General features: G+C 65.2%; 14 protein-coding genes and 1 tRNA gene. 1 reads left to right on the top strand and 14 read right to left on the bottom strand.

The window, feature by feature from the left end:
- Positions 1 to 27: 27 nt before the first annotated feature.
- From ACVILH_RS15575 to ACVILH_RS15535, 9 genes are all read right to left on the bottom strand, one after another.
- Positions 28 to 375 carry a RidA family protein gene (locus ACVILH_RS15575; RefSeq protein WP_006613705.1) on the bottom strand — a complete coding sequence of 116 codons (348 nt, stop codon included), beginning with the start codon at positions 373 to 375 and terminating at the stop codon, positions 28 to 30.
- A gap of 7 nt (positions 376 to 382) precedes the next feature.
- Positions 383 to 1,516, bottom strand: coding sequence for an NAD(P)/FAD-dependent oxidoreductase (locus ACVILH_RS15570; RefSeq protein ID WP_456713681.1), 1,134 nt, complete (start codon positions 1,514 to 1,516; stop codon positions 383 to 385).
- The gene (locus ACVILH_RS15565) at positions 1,513 to 2,916 is read right to left on the bottom strand and encodes an FAD/NAD(P)-dependent oxidoreductase (RefSeq protein WP_456713680.1); all 1,404 of its coding nucleotides are present in this window, start codon (positions 2,914 to 2,916) and stop codon (positions 1,513 to 1,515) included. Before ACVILH_RS15565 ends, ACVILH_RS15570 begins: the two co-directional genes overlap by 4 nt.
- Entirely contained in the window at positions 2,913 to 3,209 is a 297-nt protein-coding gene (locus ACVILH_RS15560; RefSeq protein WP_456713679.1) for a (2Fe-2S)-binding protein, read from the bottom strand. Before ACVILH_RS15560 ends, ACVILH_RS15565 begins: the two co-directional genes overlap by 4 nt.
- A 31-nt stretch (positions 3,210 to 3,240) precedes the next feature.
- Positions 3,241 to 4,380 carry an NAD(P)/FAD-dependent oxidoreductase gene (locus tag ACVILH_RS15555; protein ID WP_456713678.1) on the bottom strand — a complete coding sequence of 380 codons (1,140 nt, stop codon included), beginning with the start codon at positions 4,378 to 4,380 and terminating at the stop codon, positions 3,241 to 3,243.
- 8 nt (positions 4,381 to 4,388) lie between these two features.
- Complete coding sequence (locus ACVILH_RS15550; protein ID WP_456713677.1) at positions 4,389 to 5,195, bottom strand: ABC transporter permease; 807 nt, start codon at positions 5,193 to 5,195, stop codon at positions 4,389 to 4,391.
- Entirely contained in the window at positions 5,192 to 6,073 is an 882-nt protein-coding gene (locus ACVILH_RS15545) for an ABC transporter permease (protein WP_456713676.1), read from the bottom strand. The genes ACVILH_RS15550 and ACVILH_RS15545 overlap by 4 nt, the downstream gene beginning before the upstream one ends.
- Positions 6,070 to 7,113, bottom strand: a complete 1,044-nt coding sequence (locus ACVILH_RS15540; RefSeq protein WP_456713675.1) for an ABC transporter ATP-binding protein — start codon at positions 7,111 to 7,113, stop codon at positions 6,070 to 6,072. The genes ACVILH_RS15545 and ACVILH_RS15540 overlap by 4 nt, the downstream gene beginning before the upstream one ends.
- Before the next feature lie 263 nt (positions 7,114 to 7,376).
- On the bottom strand, positions 7,377 to 8,408 hold the full coding sequence (locus tag ACVILH_RS15535) for an ABC transporter substrate-binding protein (RefSeq protein WP_456713674.1): 1,032 nt from the start codon (positions 8,406 to 8,408) through the stop codon (positions 7,377 to 7,379).
- Between the two features lie 216 nt (positions 8,409 to 8,624).
- On the opposite strand from ACVILH_RS15535, the gene ACVILH_RS15530 reads away from it, so the two are divergent.
- Complete coding sequence (locus ACVILH_RS15530; RefSeq protein WP_456713673.1) at positions 8,625 to 9,536, top strand: LysR substrate-binding domain-containing protein; 912 nt, start codon at positions 8,625 to 8,627, stop codon at positions 9,534 to 9,536.
- Between the two features lie 16 nt (positions 9,537 to 9,552).
- Here ACVILH_RS15530 and ACVILH_RS15525 read toward each other — a convergent pair.
- The 5 genes from ACVILH_RS15525 to ACVILH_RS15505 form a co-directional block, all read right to left on the bottom strand.
- Positions 9,553 to 9,628: transfer RNA gene (locus tag ACVILH_RS15525), tRNA-Lys, on the bottom strand.
- Positions 9,629 to 9,804: 176 nt separating this feature from the next.
- Complete coding sequence (locus ACVILH_RS15520; RefSeq protein WP_456713672.1) at positions 9,805 to 10,416, bottom strand: Spy/CpxP family protein refolding chaperone; 612 nt, start codon at positions 10,414 to 10,416, stop codon at positions 9,805 to 9,807.
- 149 nt (positions 10,417 to 10,565) lie between these two features.
- The gene (locus ACVILH_RS15515; protein WP_456713671.1) at positions 10,566 to 11,849 is read right to left on the bottom strand and encodes a TRAP transporter large permease; all 1,284 of its coding nucleotides are present in this window, start codon (positions 11,847 to 11,849) and stop codon (positions 10,566 to 10,568) included.
- Positions 11,849 to 12,421 carry a TRAP transporter small permease gene (locus tag ACVILH_RS15510; protein ID WP_456713670.1) on the bottom strand — a complete coding sequence of 191 codons (573 nt, stop codon included), beginning with the start codon at positions 12,419 to 12,421 and terminating at the stop codon, positions 11,849 to 11,851. The genes ACVILH_RS15515 and ACVILH_RS15510 overlap by 1 nt, the downstream gene beginning before the upstream one ends.
- A gap of 111 nt (positions 12,422 to 12,532) precedes the next feature.
- Positions 12,533 to 13,552, bottom strand: coding sequence for a TRAP transporter substrate-binding protein (locus tag ACVILH_RS15505; protein ID WP_456716987.1), 1,020 nt, complete (start codon positions 13,550 to 13,552; stop codon positions 12,533 to 12,535).
- Positions 13,553 to 13,703 lie beyond the last annotated feature (151 nt).

Genomic DNA, 13,703 nt, shown 5'->3' with positions numbered 1-13,703 from the left:
ACGAGACCGATCGTCTGATTGCGCTGCTCAGCCCTTGACCGCGGTGATCACGATCTCGATCAGCGCGCCACCGCCGAGATCGGAGACGCCGACAGTGGCGCGGACCGGCAGATCGTCGCCGAAGAACTCGGTCCAGGCCGCATCCATCTCCTTCTTCTTCGACAGATCCGTGACGAAGATCTGGCCCGAGACGACGCGCGACTTGTCAGTGCCCGCTTCCTTGAGGAAGCCGTCGATCTTGCCGAGGATGTTGCGGGTCTGCTCACCCATCGACACCGAGGTGTCGTCGGCGATAGTGCCGCCGATGAACACGAAGCCATTGGCCTCGACGATGCGATGATGAATGGCGGAGCGGATCTTGCGGGTGATGGTCATATGGTCCTCATGCTGTTGCTGATGGGGTGGAAATGCGGAAGCGCTCGATGCTGAGCCCGCCGATGCGGGTCTGTGTCCCGCCATGGACGATCAGCTCCGCCATCACGGCGCCCGCGCCGGGGCCGAGCTGGAAGCCATGCGCCGAGAAGCCGAACTGATGATACAGCCCTTCATGCAGCGCGCTCGGACCGAACACCGGAATGTCGTCGCGCGTGCGCGCCTCGATGCCGGCCCAGGCCCGGTTGATGGTCGCGCTGCGCATCACCTCGAACAGCTCGGACACGGTGCGCGCGCTCTCCGCGAGCTTGCGCCAATCGAGCACGGTCTCGTTGCGGTCCTGGTCAGGCAGAGCGAGATGTCCGCCACCGATCAGCACCGTGCCGTTGGGGAACTGCTTGAACGACAGCTTGCGGCCGCGCAGGATCACCACGGGATCGATGAAGTGTGGGACCGGGGAGGTGATCATCAGCATCGGCGCGATGGTCTCGACCGGCACGGGCTCACCGAACTGCGCGGCAATCCGGCCAGCCCAGGCGCCCGCCGCGTTGACCAGCACCGGAGCTGCGAAGGTCTCGGCCCCGACGTCCACATGCCAGAGCTTGCCGTTCTTGCGGATGTTGGTCGCGGCCACGCCCTCGCGAACGGTCGCGCCGAGTTGCTCCGCCTTGCGCCGGAACGCCGTGGTGGTCTTTGCAGGCTGTGCGGCGCCGTCGCGACGCGACACCACGCCGCCCGGACAACTTTCGGCGACAGCCGGCACGAGGCGGCGCAGCTCCGTTGCGTCAATCAGCTCCTCGTGCGTGAAGCCGCGCGAGTTCAGGTCTGCGACACGGGCGCGGCAGGCGTCGAGCTCGGCATCATTCTCCGCGACGAGCACCTGGCCGTGGCTCTCGAAGCCGCAATCATCGTCGACGAGGTCGCCGATGGTCTCCCAGATCGCCATCGAGCGGATCGACAGCGGAATCTCGGCGACGCCGCGCATGAGCTGGCGCACGCCGCCGGCATTCACGCCGGAGGCATGCCGTCCCGCATAATCCTTCTCGATCAGCACAGGCTTCAGCCCGGCGAGACAGAGATGCAGCGCCGTCGAGCAGCCGTGGATGCCGCCACCGACAATGATGGCATCCGCTTGCATGATCATCCGCGCACCACCGCTTTGGTCGCCTCATCATTCTTCGGCAGGCTCGCCAGCTCCGACAGCGTGATCGGCTTCACCGGCGCGCGCAGGCGGTAATAGCCGATCTCCTGCGGGCTCTTGCCGCGCGCCTCGGCCATCAGCTCGGTGACGGTGAGGCCGCACAGCCGGCCCTGGCACGGACCCATTCCGGTGCGGCGATAGGCCTTGAGCTGGTTCGGCCCGGTCGCGCCGATCGCGACGGAGTCGAGCACGTCCTTGGCGGTGATCTCCTCGCAGCGACAGACGATGGTGTCGCCCTGCGGGATACGGAACTGTTTTGCGGGCTGGAACAGGACATCGAGAAAGGCACGGCCGCGCTCGGCGCGCGACAACTCCGCGGTGAGATCGACCACCTTCGCCTGAGGCCGCAGCGCCTTGATGGCATCGCCCGCCGCCCGTCGTCCGCGCACCTCAGCCGCCTGCGCACCGCCGATACCGGCGCCATCCCCCGCGATCGCAATGCCCGGAACGGAGCTGTTGCCCAACGCGTCCAGCACCGGAGTCCAGCACAGCTGCAGCTCGTTCCAGCGATGCTCGACGCCGGCCGCCATCGGCAGATTGACGTTGGGCACCACGCCCTGATGCAGCAGCAGGAGCTCGGCAGGCAGCGTCTCGCGCTTGCCGCAGGCAACATAGGTCACGCTCTCGAGCTTGCCGTTGCCCGAGGCAGCCAGCTCGGTCACGCCGCTGGTCACGCGCACCTTCGCGCGGACCTCGCGCATCATTGCGAGCCCCTTGCCGAAATAGGATGAGGTGAGGAACGCGAACGCATGAGGCAGCGCCGCGATGTAGTTGGCGCGCGGCGTGGTGTCGAGGATGCGATCGATGCGGCCACCGAGGCGCAGGATCTGCGCCGCGAGCAGCCACAGCAGCGGCCCCTGCCCGGCCAGCACCGTCGGGCAGTCCGGCACCAGCCCTGAGGATTTCAGCATCGTCTGCGCCGCGCCGACCGTCATCACGCCGGGCAAGGTCCAACCGGGAATCGGAAACGGCCGCTCCTGCGCGCCCGTCGCGATGATGACCCGCTTGGCCTTGATGAAGGCCGAGCCTCCGCCCACGGAGACGCCGATCTCGAGATTGCGATCGAGGCTCCACACCGTGGCGCGATGGATGATCTCCGCGCCGCTGTCGCGCGCCGCCTTGGCGATCTCGGCACCGGACCAGTAGTCCGCGCCGAGCAGCGCTTCGTTCTTGAGCGGCGTGGAATTGATGGCGCGCCAGACTTGGCCGCCGGGACCGGCGTTCTCGTCGAGCAACAGCGTCGAGAGACCGGCTTCGGCGGTCGTGGCGGCTGCGGCGAGGCCCGCGGGACCTGCGCCGATCACCACGACGTCGTAGTTCTCATGCCTCGGCGCGGCGCTCATTTGCCAATCTCCCGCTTGCCCTTCTGGATTTCGATCTGCATGCCCTCGGCCACCGGCACGAGGCAGCCCTGGCGGTTGCCGACACCATCGATCGTCACGAGGCAGTCGAAGCACACGCCCATCATGCAGTAAGGCAGCCGCTTCGCGCCGCTCACCGCCGTTGCGCGCCGAACGTCGAGGCCGGAGGCGAGCAGCGCCGCCGACACCGTGTCGCCTTCGCGCGCGGCGATCGCCTGGCCGCCGACATGGATCGTGACCGATCGCCTCGCATCACCTTCAGCTCGTTTGAACATTACCGTCTCCGTGGCGCCCTGCGCCGTCATTTCAGTAGTAGCCACTGCCGCCGGCTCCCGCCGTGGTCTCGAAGCGCTTCGCCGTGAATGCGCCGACGAGCTCTTCGTCCAGAGCGCCATCCTTCACCATCCGCGCGATCTCAAAAGCGTGGTTGGCGGCGAGCGTCACGCCGGAATGGCAGCAGGCGACGAAGGCGCCGGGATGAGTCTGCGACTGCTCGTAGATCGGAAAGCCGTCCTTCGGCATCACGCGGATGCCGCTCCAGCTCCTGACGACGTTGAGCCGCGCCAGATGCGGAAACATGCGCTGGGCGCGGTCGGTCATCACGGCGTTGATCGGATGATTCTGGACGCGATCGTCGAGCTCATCCTCCTTGCTGTCGCCGATCATCACGGTGCCCTCGTCGGTCTGGCGGATCGTGGTGAGGGGATGTGGCAGGAACGGCATGGTGCGCTCGGTCACGACGATCTGGCCGCGCGTCGGCCCCATCGGCGCCGAAAGCCCCACCATCGGCGCCAGCATCTGGTTGGCGTTGCCGGCAGCAAGCAAGACCTTCGCAGCACGGATCTCGCCTTGCGCCGTCGTCAACCTGAACTCATTGCCCGCGCGCACAATCGCACTGACGGCGCGCTCCGGCAGATAGTCGACGCCGAACGTCTTTAGGCCGGCATGCAGGGCACGGAAGGTGCGCAGCGAATTCACATGGCCGTCGTAGGGACAGAAGCTGCCGCCGGAGACCTCCGGACCGATCAGCGGCAGCATCTTCTTCACGTCAGTCGCGGACATCATCTCCATCTGGTAGTCAGCCGCGCCGACCTGGTTGTGCATGCGCGCGACGAGCTGCGTGCGCTGCTCGTATTCGGCTTCGCCCAGGGTGAGGTGAAAGCCGCCATTCTGCTGCAGCACCACATCGAGCCCGGTCTGCGCCTTCAGCTCGTCGGCGAGCTTCGGCCACGCCTTCGAGCCGCGCACCGTCCAGCCGGTATAGGCCGGCATGCCCAGGCCCTTGCTCTGCACCCACACCAGCGCGAAATTGGCGCGCGAGGCGCGCTTGGCGATGTCGCCCTCGTCGAGCACGGCGACGCGCTGGCCGAGCCGACCCAGTCCCCAGGCAATGGCGGAGCCGAGCAGACCGCCGCCGACGACGGCGACGTCATAGTCTTTCATCATAGGGTCTCCTATCGTCCGTCGCCGCCCTTGGCGGTCAGCACGCGGTCGAGCCCGTACAGGCGGTCGAGCAGAACAAGGACGGTCATGGTGATGGCGATGACGCTGGCGGACACCGATGTCACCAGCGGATCGATGTTGTCCTGGATGTAGAGGAACATGCGCACCGACAAGGTCTCGGTGCCGGGCGTTGCCAGGAACACCGTCATGGTCAGATCGTCGAACGACTGGATGAAGGCGAGCATCCAGCCCGAGACGATGCCGGGCAGGATCGCCGGCAAGGTAACGCGGCGGAACATGGTCCAGCCGTCGGCGCCGAGCGAGATCGCGGCCATCTCCACCGAACGGTCCATGCCGGTGGCGGACGCAAGCGTCAGCCGCAGCGCGAACGGAAACACGACCACGACATGGGCGATCACCAGCGCGACGAAGGTGCCGCCGATGCCGACGGCCGTGAAGAAGCGCAGGAAGGCGATGCCGAGCACGACATGCGGGATCATCAGCGGCGACAGGAACAGCGCCGACAGCGCGTCCCGACCGCGGAAGCGATAGCGGCTGAGCGCGAGCGCGGCCGGCACAGCAAACAACAGCGCGATGCAGGACGACAGCGCGCCGAGCCAGAGGCTGACGCCGAAGGCGTGGACGAATTCCGGATAGCTGGCGAGCGCCCTGAACCAGCGCAGCGAGAACTGCGTGATCGGGATCGAAAGAAAGCCTTCCGGAGTGAAGGCGACCCAGCAGACGACCACGATCGGCGCCACCATGAACACCACGAACAGCGTGTGGAAGACCAATGCGACAGGACCATTCCGGCTCATCGGAACATCTCCTGATAGCGGCGCTCGATCAGCGCGTTGGAGCCGACCACGATCAGCACCAGCGCGATCAGCAGCAGCACGGCAACGGCAGCGCCGAGTGGCCAGTTCAGCGTGTTGAGAAACTCGTCATAAGCGAGCGTCGCCGCAACCTTCAGCCTGCGACCGCCGATGATCGCGGGCGTCGCGAAGGCGCTGGCCGACAGCGAGAACACGATGATCGCGCCCGACAGCACGCCCGGCATGATCTGCGGCAGCACGATGCGGCGGACGACAGTGAGCGAGCCGGCGCCGAGCGACAGTGCGGCGTTCTCCACCTGCGGGTCGAGCCGTTGCAGCGCGGTCCACACCGCGAGCACCATGAACGGCATCATCGCATGCGCCAATGCGATGATCATGCCGGTCTCGGTGAACATGAAACGGACCGGTGAATCGATCAGGCCAAGCGCCATCAAGAGCTTGTTGGCGAGGCCGTTGTTGCCGCCGAACAGGAGCGCCCAGCCGAGCGTGCGCGCGACCACCGAGATCAGCAGCGGGCCGATGATCACCAGCAGGAACAGCCCCTTCCACGGCCCCTGCATCCGGTTGAGGATGTAGGCCTCGGGCACGCCGAACACCGCCGTGATCAGGGTCGCGAGCACGGCGACGCGGAAGGTGCGCCAGAACATTTCCAGGTAGTAGGGATCGTCGACGATCTCCATCCAGTTCTTCAGGATGAAGACCGGCTCGATGCCCTTGTACTGTCCCCAATCGTGGAACGACAGCATCACCGTCATCGCCAGCGGAATCACGACGACGCCGATGAACAGCATCAGGGCCGGCAGCGCCAGCGAGAGGCCGGCGCGAGCGTCGGATGTATCGGTGGCGGCAGTCGCGCTCATGCGGCGACTCGCGCGGCGCGCAGGCTCATGTCGGCGGCCTGCCAGTTCAGATGCACCGCGGCGCCCTGCTCCGGCTGCGGCTGCCCGTCATTCTGCCGGATGACGATCGCGGGACCGCATTCGGTGTCGCACTGGAACAGCCAGTGATTGCCCTGGAAGATGCGGCTCGTGATCCGGCCTGCAAGACCGGCGTCGCCGAAGCTGATGCGCTCCGGCCGCACGCTGAGCGTCACCGCGCCCGAGATTCCGGCCGGCGCCGGCGCGCTCCAGGAGCCGGCAAGCAGTCTGGCTTGTCCCGCCGCGCGCTCCACATGTGCTGCGAACTCATTGGTCTTGCCGAGGAACTGAGCGACGAAGGCGGAGGCCGGCCGCTCATAGACCTCCTGGGGCGTGCCGATCTGCTCGATCCGGCCCTTGCTCATGACCACGATGCGGTCGGACAGCGACATCGCCTCGATCTGGTCGTGGGTGACGAGGATGGTCGTGGTGCCCAGATTGCGCTGGATTTGGCGCAGCTCGATCTGCATGTCCTCGCGCAGCCGCGCATCGAGGTTGGACAGGGGCTCGTCGAGCAGCAGCACGCTCGGGCGGATCACCAGCGCCCGCGCCAGCGCGACGCGCTGCTGCTGTCCGCCGGACATGCGGCGCGGATGACGGTCCTCATAGCCGGCGAGCCCAACCAGCGTAAGCGCCGCACGCACGCGCTCCTCGCGCTCGCTGCGCGCGATGTTGCGCATCTCCAGGCCGAAGGCGACGTTCTCGGCCGCCGTCATGTGCGGAAACAGCGCGTAGCTCTGAAACACGATGCCGAGCCCGCGCTTGGCCGGCGGCACCGCCACGAGGTCCTTGCCCTCGAGCCGGATCGTGCCGTGCGACGGGTCGAGAAAGCCCGCGATCATCTGCAAGGTCGTCGTCTTGCCGCAGCCGGACGGACCGAGGAAGGAGATGAACTCGCCTTTGGTCACGGCAAGGCTGAACTCTTCGACGGCCGTGTTGGGACCGAAGGATTTGCCGACGCGGTCGAGCTCGAGGAAGGACATCGATGGTTTCCGAACGACACAAGGAAGTAGTTTGGCTTGGATGATGATCTCACACTGCCGGACATCATCTCTGGTCCAGCAACGCGCTCGGTGCTACCTCGCCCCGCTTGCGGGGAGAGGTCGGATCGCATCGTCAGATGCGATCCGGGTGAGGGGGTACAGGTCTCGGCGAACACTCGTCGCGCGGCTGCCCCTCACCCCAGCCCTCTCCCCGTGAAGAACGGGGAGAGGGAGCGCACCGCCGTCCGGGATACAGAGTACTATCAGCGCTCGACTTCGCGATTCCAGCGCTTGGTCCATTCCTCGCGCTTCTCGTTGACCACGGTCCAATCCGGCGCATAGACCTTGGCGGCGCGCTCGCCGATCGGGGCCATCGTGCCCACGCCCTCGGGAATGACGACCGACTTCACCACCGGGCCGTAGCCATATTCCTTCAGCATCGTGAGCTGGATCTTCGGATCGAGCAGCAGCTTGATGAAGCTCGAGGCCAGCGGCGACACCGAGGGCTTGGCGATCGGGCACGCCGTCGTCAGCAGGCTCACGGCGCCTTCCTTCGGATAGACGAAGTCGACGGGGAAGCCGGTGTTGGCGAAGCTCTGCACGCGGCCCGAGCCCCACACGGCGATCACGGCCTGCCCCGACTGGAACAACTCGGTCATCTTGCCCGGCGAGGGCTCGTAAGCCAGCACGTTCGGATTGATCTCGGACTTGAAGATCTTGAAGCCGGCATCGACATTGGTCTCGCTGCCGCCGTTCATCTTGGCCAGCATCAAGAGCGCGTTGAGACCGTAGGTGTTGTTGATCGGCGGGATCACCAGCTGCTGCTTGTATTTCGGATCCTTCAGATCATTCCACGACGTTGGCGCGGCCCAGCCTTTCTCGGCGAACACCTTCTTGTTGTAGACGAGCCCGGTCGCGACGAGGCCGATGGCAACCGCCTTGTCGTCCTTGAAATGCGCGATGTCGAGCAGGTCGCTGGGCAGGCCCGTGACCTTGTCGCAGAAGCCGAGCTGGATGGCCTGATACATTGGGCCGTCGTCGAGGATCGCGACGTCGATCTGCTGGTTGCCCTTCTGCGCCTGCAGCTTGGCGAGCGTGTCGGTGGAGTTGCCGGCGACGTATTCGACCTTGACGCCGTTGGCCTGCTCGAAGGGCGGGATCACCTCCTCGCGGACGGTCTTCTCGAACGAGCCGCCATAGCCGGCGACATACAGCGTCTTCTGCTGAGCCTGAACGAGCGAGGTCGAGGCAAGCACCCCGATGCTGACGGCGGAGAATAGGTGAAGGCGCTTCATTGGACCGATCTCCCGTTGCCCTGAACACGATGCGGTATCTAAGGACCGCAAGGGAGATCGGACCGGCCTCGTGGTTGCGGCGGCCCGACCACCGGACACCCGTAGCCTAAAAAACGAGCCGTCCTCGCCCCTGCCAAAAAAGATCGCAGTCGCCCCTTTGATCGTCCAATGAATAATGGCACGCTATTCATGCTTAGATATTATGGATGAGAGATCATGGCCCGGATCAACTCAAGGCAGGTGGAAGCCTTCCGGGCGATGATGCTGACCGGCAGCGTCACCGAGGCGGCCAAGCTGATGGCGGTCACGCAGCCGGCCGTCAGCCGGCTGCTGCGGGACTTCCAGGCGCTGCTGAAAATGGAGCTGTTCGAGCGGCGCGGCACGGGACTGGTCCCGACTGCAGCCGCCACGGCGCTCTACATGGAGGTCGAGCGCTCCTTCGTCGGCCTCGATCGCATCACCGCGGCCGCCGAGGAAATCCGCGGCCGCCGCACCGGCACGCTGCGCATCGCCGCTCTGCCCGCGCTGTCGAATGGCTATCTGCCGCGGCTCGCCGGCGGCTTCCTGCAGGAGCGGCCGAATCTCAACCTAGCCTTCTTCGGCGTGATCTCACCGATCGTGATCGACTGGGTGCTGAACGCGCAATGCGATGTCGGCTTTGCCGAAGTGCCAATCGCCCATGCCGGCCTGCCGAGCGTGAAGCTGCCGGCGTTGCCGCGCGTCGCCGTGCTGCCGGCCGGCCATCGGCTCGCAGCCAAGGAGACGCTGGTGCCGCGCGATTTCGAGGGCGAGACCTTCATCTCGCTGTCGGCGGGGTCGACGAGCCGTCACCTGATCGACCAGGTCTTCCACCGCGAGGACATCCAACGCGTGCTGCGGGTCGAGACGACGCTGTCGGAGATCATGTGCGGAATGGTGTCGTCGGGCCTCGGCGTCGCAATCTGCGATCCTTTCACCGCGCGCGAGTTCGATGGCCGCGGCGTCGTCGCGCGCCCGTTCTCGCCGCGCATCGACTTCGAATTCGCCGCAGTCTTTCCGCCTCAACGCAGCCCGTCGCCCGTCGCGCTCGATCTGGTCGAGACGGTCCGGCGCGCGCTGAGCGCGCTCGCGGCGACGACCGATGTTTGAGAAATTTTGGGAGGCTTGGTGGGCGCACTAGGGCTCGAACCTAGGACCCGCTGATTAAGAGTCAGCTGCTCTACCAACTGAGCTATGCGCCCGGATCTTGCATCCGGAGAAAGCCCCCGCGAGAGCCGGTCGTTTAGCAAAGCGATTCCGGGATGTCCAGCGATCACTGACGATTATTTGCCATTTTCGATGCAGAAAAACCGCCGGCGGGCGGCGGTTTGTCTCAAGCGGAAAGTCCAGCGGATTCAGAGGGATCGTTAACCGATTCTTACAGCCGCCCGGAGTCGCGGTCCTCGTCGGACCAGCCCATGCGGTCCATCGGCGGGTGGCCCATCGGCCCCGGGCCGAATCGGTTATCGCCGAAGCGCGGACCGTCGCCCTCGCCGCGCTCCATCCAGCGGTGGTGGCGCGGGCCGTCGGGTCCCATCATGCGGTCCATCGGCCGGGTCAGCATCGACAGCCGGCGCTTCTGGCCCTCGTCGAGCGTCTTGTAGAGCGGGTCGGCGGCGTCGGCGACCTTCTTCATCGCATCGGCCGTCGCGGCCATGGTGTCGGCACGGTCGCGCAGACGGGCGACGGGATCAACATCCTTGTCCTGCGCATCATCGGCCGCCTTCATCCGCGCATTGGCGCGATCGAACCGCAGCTTGACGAGATCGCGCACGGCGGCCTCGACCGGCGGCCACAGCTTCTCCTGGTCCGCGCTCAGCTTCAGGCCGGCATGGACCGAAGCGATGCGGGCATCGAGCATCGCGGCGCGGTCTTCAGGATTCATCCGCGCGTGATGCATGTGATCATGAATCCAGCCACGCTGGGCGTAGACCGCGGTCGAGCCGGCGATGGCGAGCACGGCGACAGCGGCAATGGTGAACTTTCTCATGCCAACCTCCTTGGAAAGCCGGACCAGCATGAGCCTGCCGCCCTGCGCCTTCAACTTACAGTTTGGACAGAGTGTACGTCCTTACGAAGATGTAATTGCTTCAAATACCTTTCTGTTTCTGCAATTCGGTTTCATTGCGTTGCTGTGCCTCAGATCATCCCCAGCAGGCGCGGCAACCATAGCGAGATTTCGGGGACGTAGGTGATCAGTCCGAGGAAGACCAGCATGGCACACAGCCAGGGCAGCACCGCGATGGTGATCTCGCTGATTCCCATCTTGGCGATGCTGGAGGCGATGTAGAGGTTGAGGCCGACCGGTGGATGGCAGAGGCCGACCTCGGTGTTCACGATCATCAGCACGCCGAGATGAACCGGGTTGACGCCGAGCTTGGTCGCGAGCGGATACAGGATCGGCGCCATGATCAGGAGGATCGAGGACGGGTCCATCACGTTGCCGGCGAGCAGCAGGATGACGTTGACGACCAGCAGGAACATCCAGATCGAGAAGTTCTTGTCGATGATCCAGGCCGCCATCGCCTGCGGAATCTGCTCATGCGTCATCAGGAACGAGAACAGCACCGCGTTGGTGATGATGTAGAGCAGCATCGAGCTCATGCTCGCGGCCTGCAGCAGCACCTTGGGGACATCGACGAGCTTGAGCTCCTTGTAGACGAACACGGTGATGCAGAAGGCGTAGACGGCGGCGACCGCGGCGGCCTCCGTCGGCGTGAAGATGCCGCCATAGATGCCGCCGAGCACGATGAAGATCAGCAGGATGCCCCACAGGCTCTCGCGGAAGGCCTTGAACTGCTGGCCGAGCGTCGCCCGCTTCATCTTCGGATAGCCGTTGCGCCAGGCGACGAACCAGGTCACGGCGGCCAGCATCAAGGCCAGCAGAATGCCCGGGACGATGCCCGCCATGAACAGCGCACCGATCGAGGTGTTGGTCGACACGCCATACAGCACCAGGATGATCGACGGCGGCACCAAGATGCCGAGCGCGCCGGAGGTGGAGATGACGCCGACGCCGAAGCGGCTGGGATAGCCGTATTGCACCATCGCCGGCATCATGATCGAGCCGATCGCCACCACGGTGGCGACGCTGGAGCCCGAGATCGCCGCGAACATCGCGCAGGCCGCGACGCCGGCGAGGCCGAGGCCGCCGGGCAGATGTCCGACCAGCGACGTCGTGAAGGCGATCATCCGCCGGGCCACGCCGCCGCGGGTCAGGAAGGTGCCCGCGAGGATGAAGAAGGGGATCGCCATGATGCCGAAATTGTCGAGTCCCGAGAACAGCTTCAGGCCGACACTTTCGATCGGCACCTCGGTCATCGTGAACAGGAACATCAGCACGGTCAGGCCGAGCGAGATCGAGATCGGCATGCCCGTCAACATCAGGGCGAACAGCAGTCCGAAGATCAGCGCCGCGCTCATCACGCTTCTCCCAGCGCGATCGGCGCCTTGGGACTGACCTCGATGTCGTCGACATGGGTGGCGTCATGGTGCGGCAGCTCGCCGTCGCGCCAATAGGCCCACATCACCTGCAGGAAGCGGAAGCACATCAGATAGGAGCCGAGCGGGATGCAGGAATAGACCAGCCAGCTCGGCAGCTCGAGGTCGGGCGAGACCTGGTCGGTGTGCATCAGCTCGATGACGAATTTGGCGCCCATCGTGCCGACGATCGCCGTGAACACGGCGCCGCCGAGCAGGCCGAACAGAATGACGCCCTTGCGCCAGCGCGCGTTCAGCCGGTTGATCAGGACGTCGACGCCGACATGGATGCCGGTGCGGACGCCATAGGCGGCGCCGAACTTCGCCATCCAGATGAACATGTAGATGCAGAGTTCCTGGGACCAGGCGAGATTGATCTGGAACAGATAGGGGTAGAGGACGGGGACGTCGACCAGGAAGCGATGGGCCACGGCGATGAAGGTGATCAGGGTCGCGGCGCCCATCAGGCTCGCGATGATGATCTCCTCGAGCCGGTCGAGAGCACGAAGCAGCATTGAGGTCACCAGGATACGGGCAAGGGCCGGATCGGGCGACGGATCGTCCGATCTCCGCGATCACCATCTCCGCGGCGCGCCGCGGCGATGCAAGCTTCTCCGAGGTCAGGCTCAGTTGATCGGGCTGCGGCCGGTCTCCTTGAGGAATTCGTCGATCAGCGGCTGGCCGACGCGGGAGGCGACGTCCTTGTAGACCGGCATCATCGCCTTGCGCATCGCCTCGTCCTGCTCCGGGGTCAACGTCACGATCTCGGTCTTGCCGGTTTTCTTGATCTCGGCCAGCGCGTCGTCGTTCTCCTTCGCCGACTGGCCGTTGCCGTACTCGGTCGCCTCCTTCATCGCCTTCTCGCACGCCGAGCGGACGTCGGCGGGCATGCCGTCCCAGAACTTCTTGTTCACGACCACGACGTAGCCGATGTAGCCGTGATTGGTGACGGTGGCGAACTTCTGCACCTCGTGCATCTTCTGCGTATAGATGTTCGACCAGGTATTCTCCTGGCCGTCGACCACGCCGGTCTGCAGCGCCTGGTAGACTTCCGAGAACGCCATCACCTGCGGAATCGAGCCGAGCGCGCGGAACTGCGCCTCCAGCACCTTCGACGACTGGATGCGGAATTTCAGGCCCTTGTAGTCGGACGGCTGCACCAGCTTCTTGTTGGCGGTCATCTGCTTGAAGCCGTTGTCCCAGTAGGCGAGCCCGGTCATGCCCTTGGAGTCGAGCAGCTTGAGCAGCTTGGCGCCGAGCGGGCCGTCGGTGACCTTGCGCAGGGTCTTCAGGTCGGGAAGGATGTAGGGCAGATCGAACACCTCGAACTCGCGGATGCCGATCGGGCCGAACTTCGAGTTCGACGGCGCCAGCATCTGCACGGCGCCGAGCTGCAGCGCCTCGAGCTCTTCCTTGTCCTTGTAGAGCGTGGAGTTGGGGTAGACCTCGACCTTGACCTTGCCGCCGCTGTACTTCTCGGCCAGCTCCTTGAACTTGTCCGCCGCCTTGCCCTTCGGCGTGTCGGCCGCCACGACGTGGCTGAACTTGATCACGATCGGCGTATCGGCGGCCGTAGCCGGGCCGGCCAGCGCGAGCACCGCGAGCGCGCAGGTGGCGATCACATGGCGGAATTTGAGCTGCTGCAAAGTGTCCTCCCGAAATTCGGGGGGCATTGCAATGACGCCCCCGCTTTGTATGCCAAGGACATTGTTAGCGAGTCACTGGCGGAAATGCCATTGACCGTTAGCAGCACGGGCGGGATTCGCTTGCTGCGATGCATCATCTACGGCGTCGTTC

The sequence above is a fragment of the Bradyrhizobium sp. USDA 4353 genome (genome assembly GCF_054063215.1).
This window is presented reverse-complemented; position numbering and strand designations above follow the sequence as displayed.

Coding starts and splice junctions, on each gene's coding strand:
- ACVILH_RS15575 (WP_006613705.1), bottom strand. CDS start 375: ATGACCATCACCCGCAAGATCCGCTCCGCCATTCATCATCGCATCGTC.
- ACVILH_RS15570 (WP_456713681.1), bottom strand. CDS start 1,516: ATGATCATGCAAGCGGATGCCATCATTGTCGGTGGCGGCATCCACGGC.
- ACVILH_RS15565 (WP_456713680.1), bottom strand. CDS start 2,916: ATGAGCGCCGCGCCGAGGCATGAGAACTACGACGTCGTGGTGATCGGC.
- ACVILH_RS15560 (WP_456713679.1), bottom strand. CDS start 3,209: ATGTTCAAACGAGCTGAAGGTGATGCGAGGCGATCGGTCACGATCCAT.
- ACVILH_RS15555 (WP_456713678.1), bottom strand. CDS start 4,380: ATGATGAAAGACTATGACGTCGCCGTCGTCGGCGGCGGTCTGCTCGGC.
- ACVILH_RS15550 (WP_456713677.1), bottom strand. CDS start 5,195: ATGAGCCGGAATGGTCCTGTCGCATTGGTCTTCCACACGCTGTTCGTG.
- ACVILH_RS15545 (WP_456713676.1), bottom strand. CDS start 6,073: ATGAGCGCGACTGCCGCCACCGATACATCCGACGCTCGCGCCGGCCTC.
- ACVILH_RS15540 (WP_456713675.1), bottom strand. CDS start 7,113: ATGTCCTTCCTCGAGCTCGACCGCGTCGGCAAATCCTTCGGTCCCAAC.
- ACVILH_RS15535 (WP_456713674.1), bottom strand. CDS start 8,408: ATGAAGCGCCTTCACCTATTCTCCGCCGTCAGCATCGGGGTGCTTGCC.
- ACVILH_RS15530 (WP_456713673.1), top strand. CDS start 8,625: ATGGCCCGGATCAACTCAAGGCAGGTGGAAGCCTTCCGGGCGATGATG.
- ACVILH_RS15520 (WP_456713672.1), bottom strand. CDS start 10,416: ATGAGAAAGTTCACCATTGCCGCTGTCGCCGTGCTCGCCATCGCCGGC.
- ACVILH_RS15515 (WP_456713671.1), bottom strand. CDS start 11,849: ATGAGCGCGGCGCTGATCTTCGGACTGCTGTTCGCCCTGATGTTGACG.
- ACVILH_RS15510 (WP_456713670.1), bottom strand. CDS start 12,421: ATGCTGCTTCGTGCTCTCGACCGGCTCGAGGAGATCATCATCGCGAGC.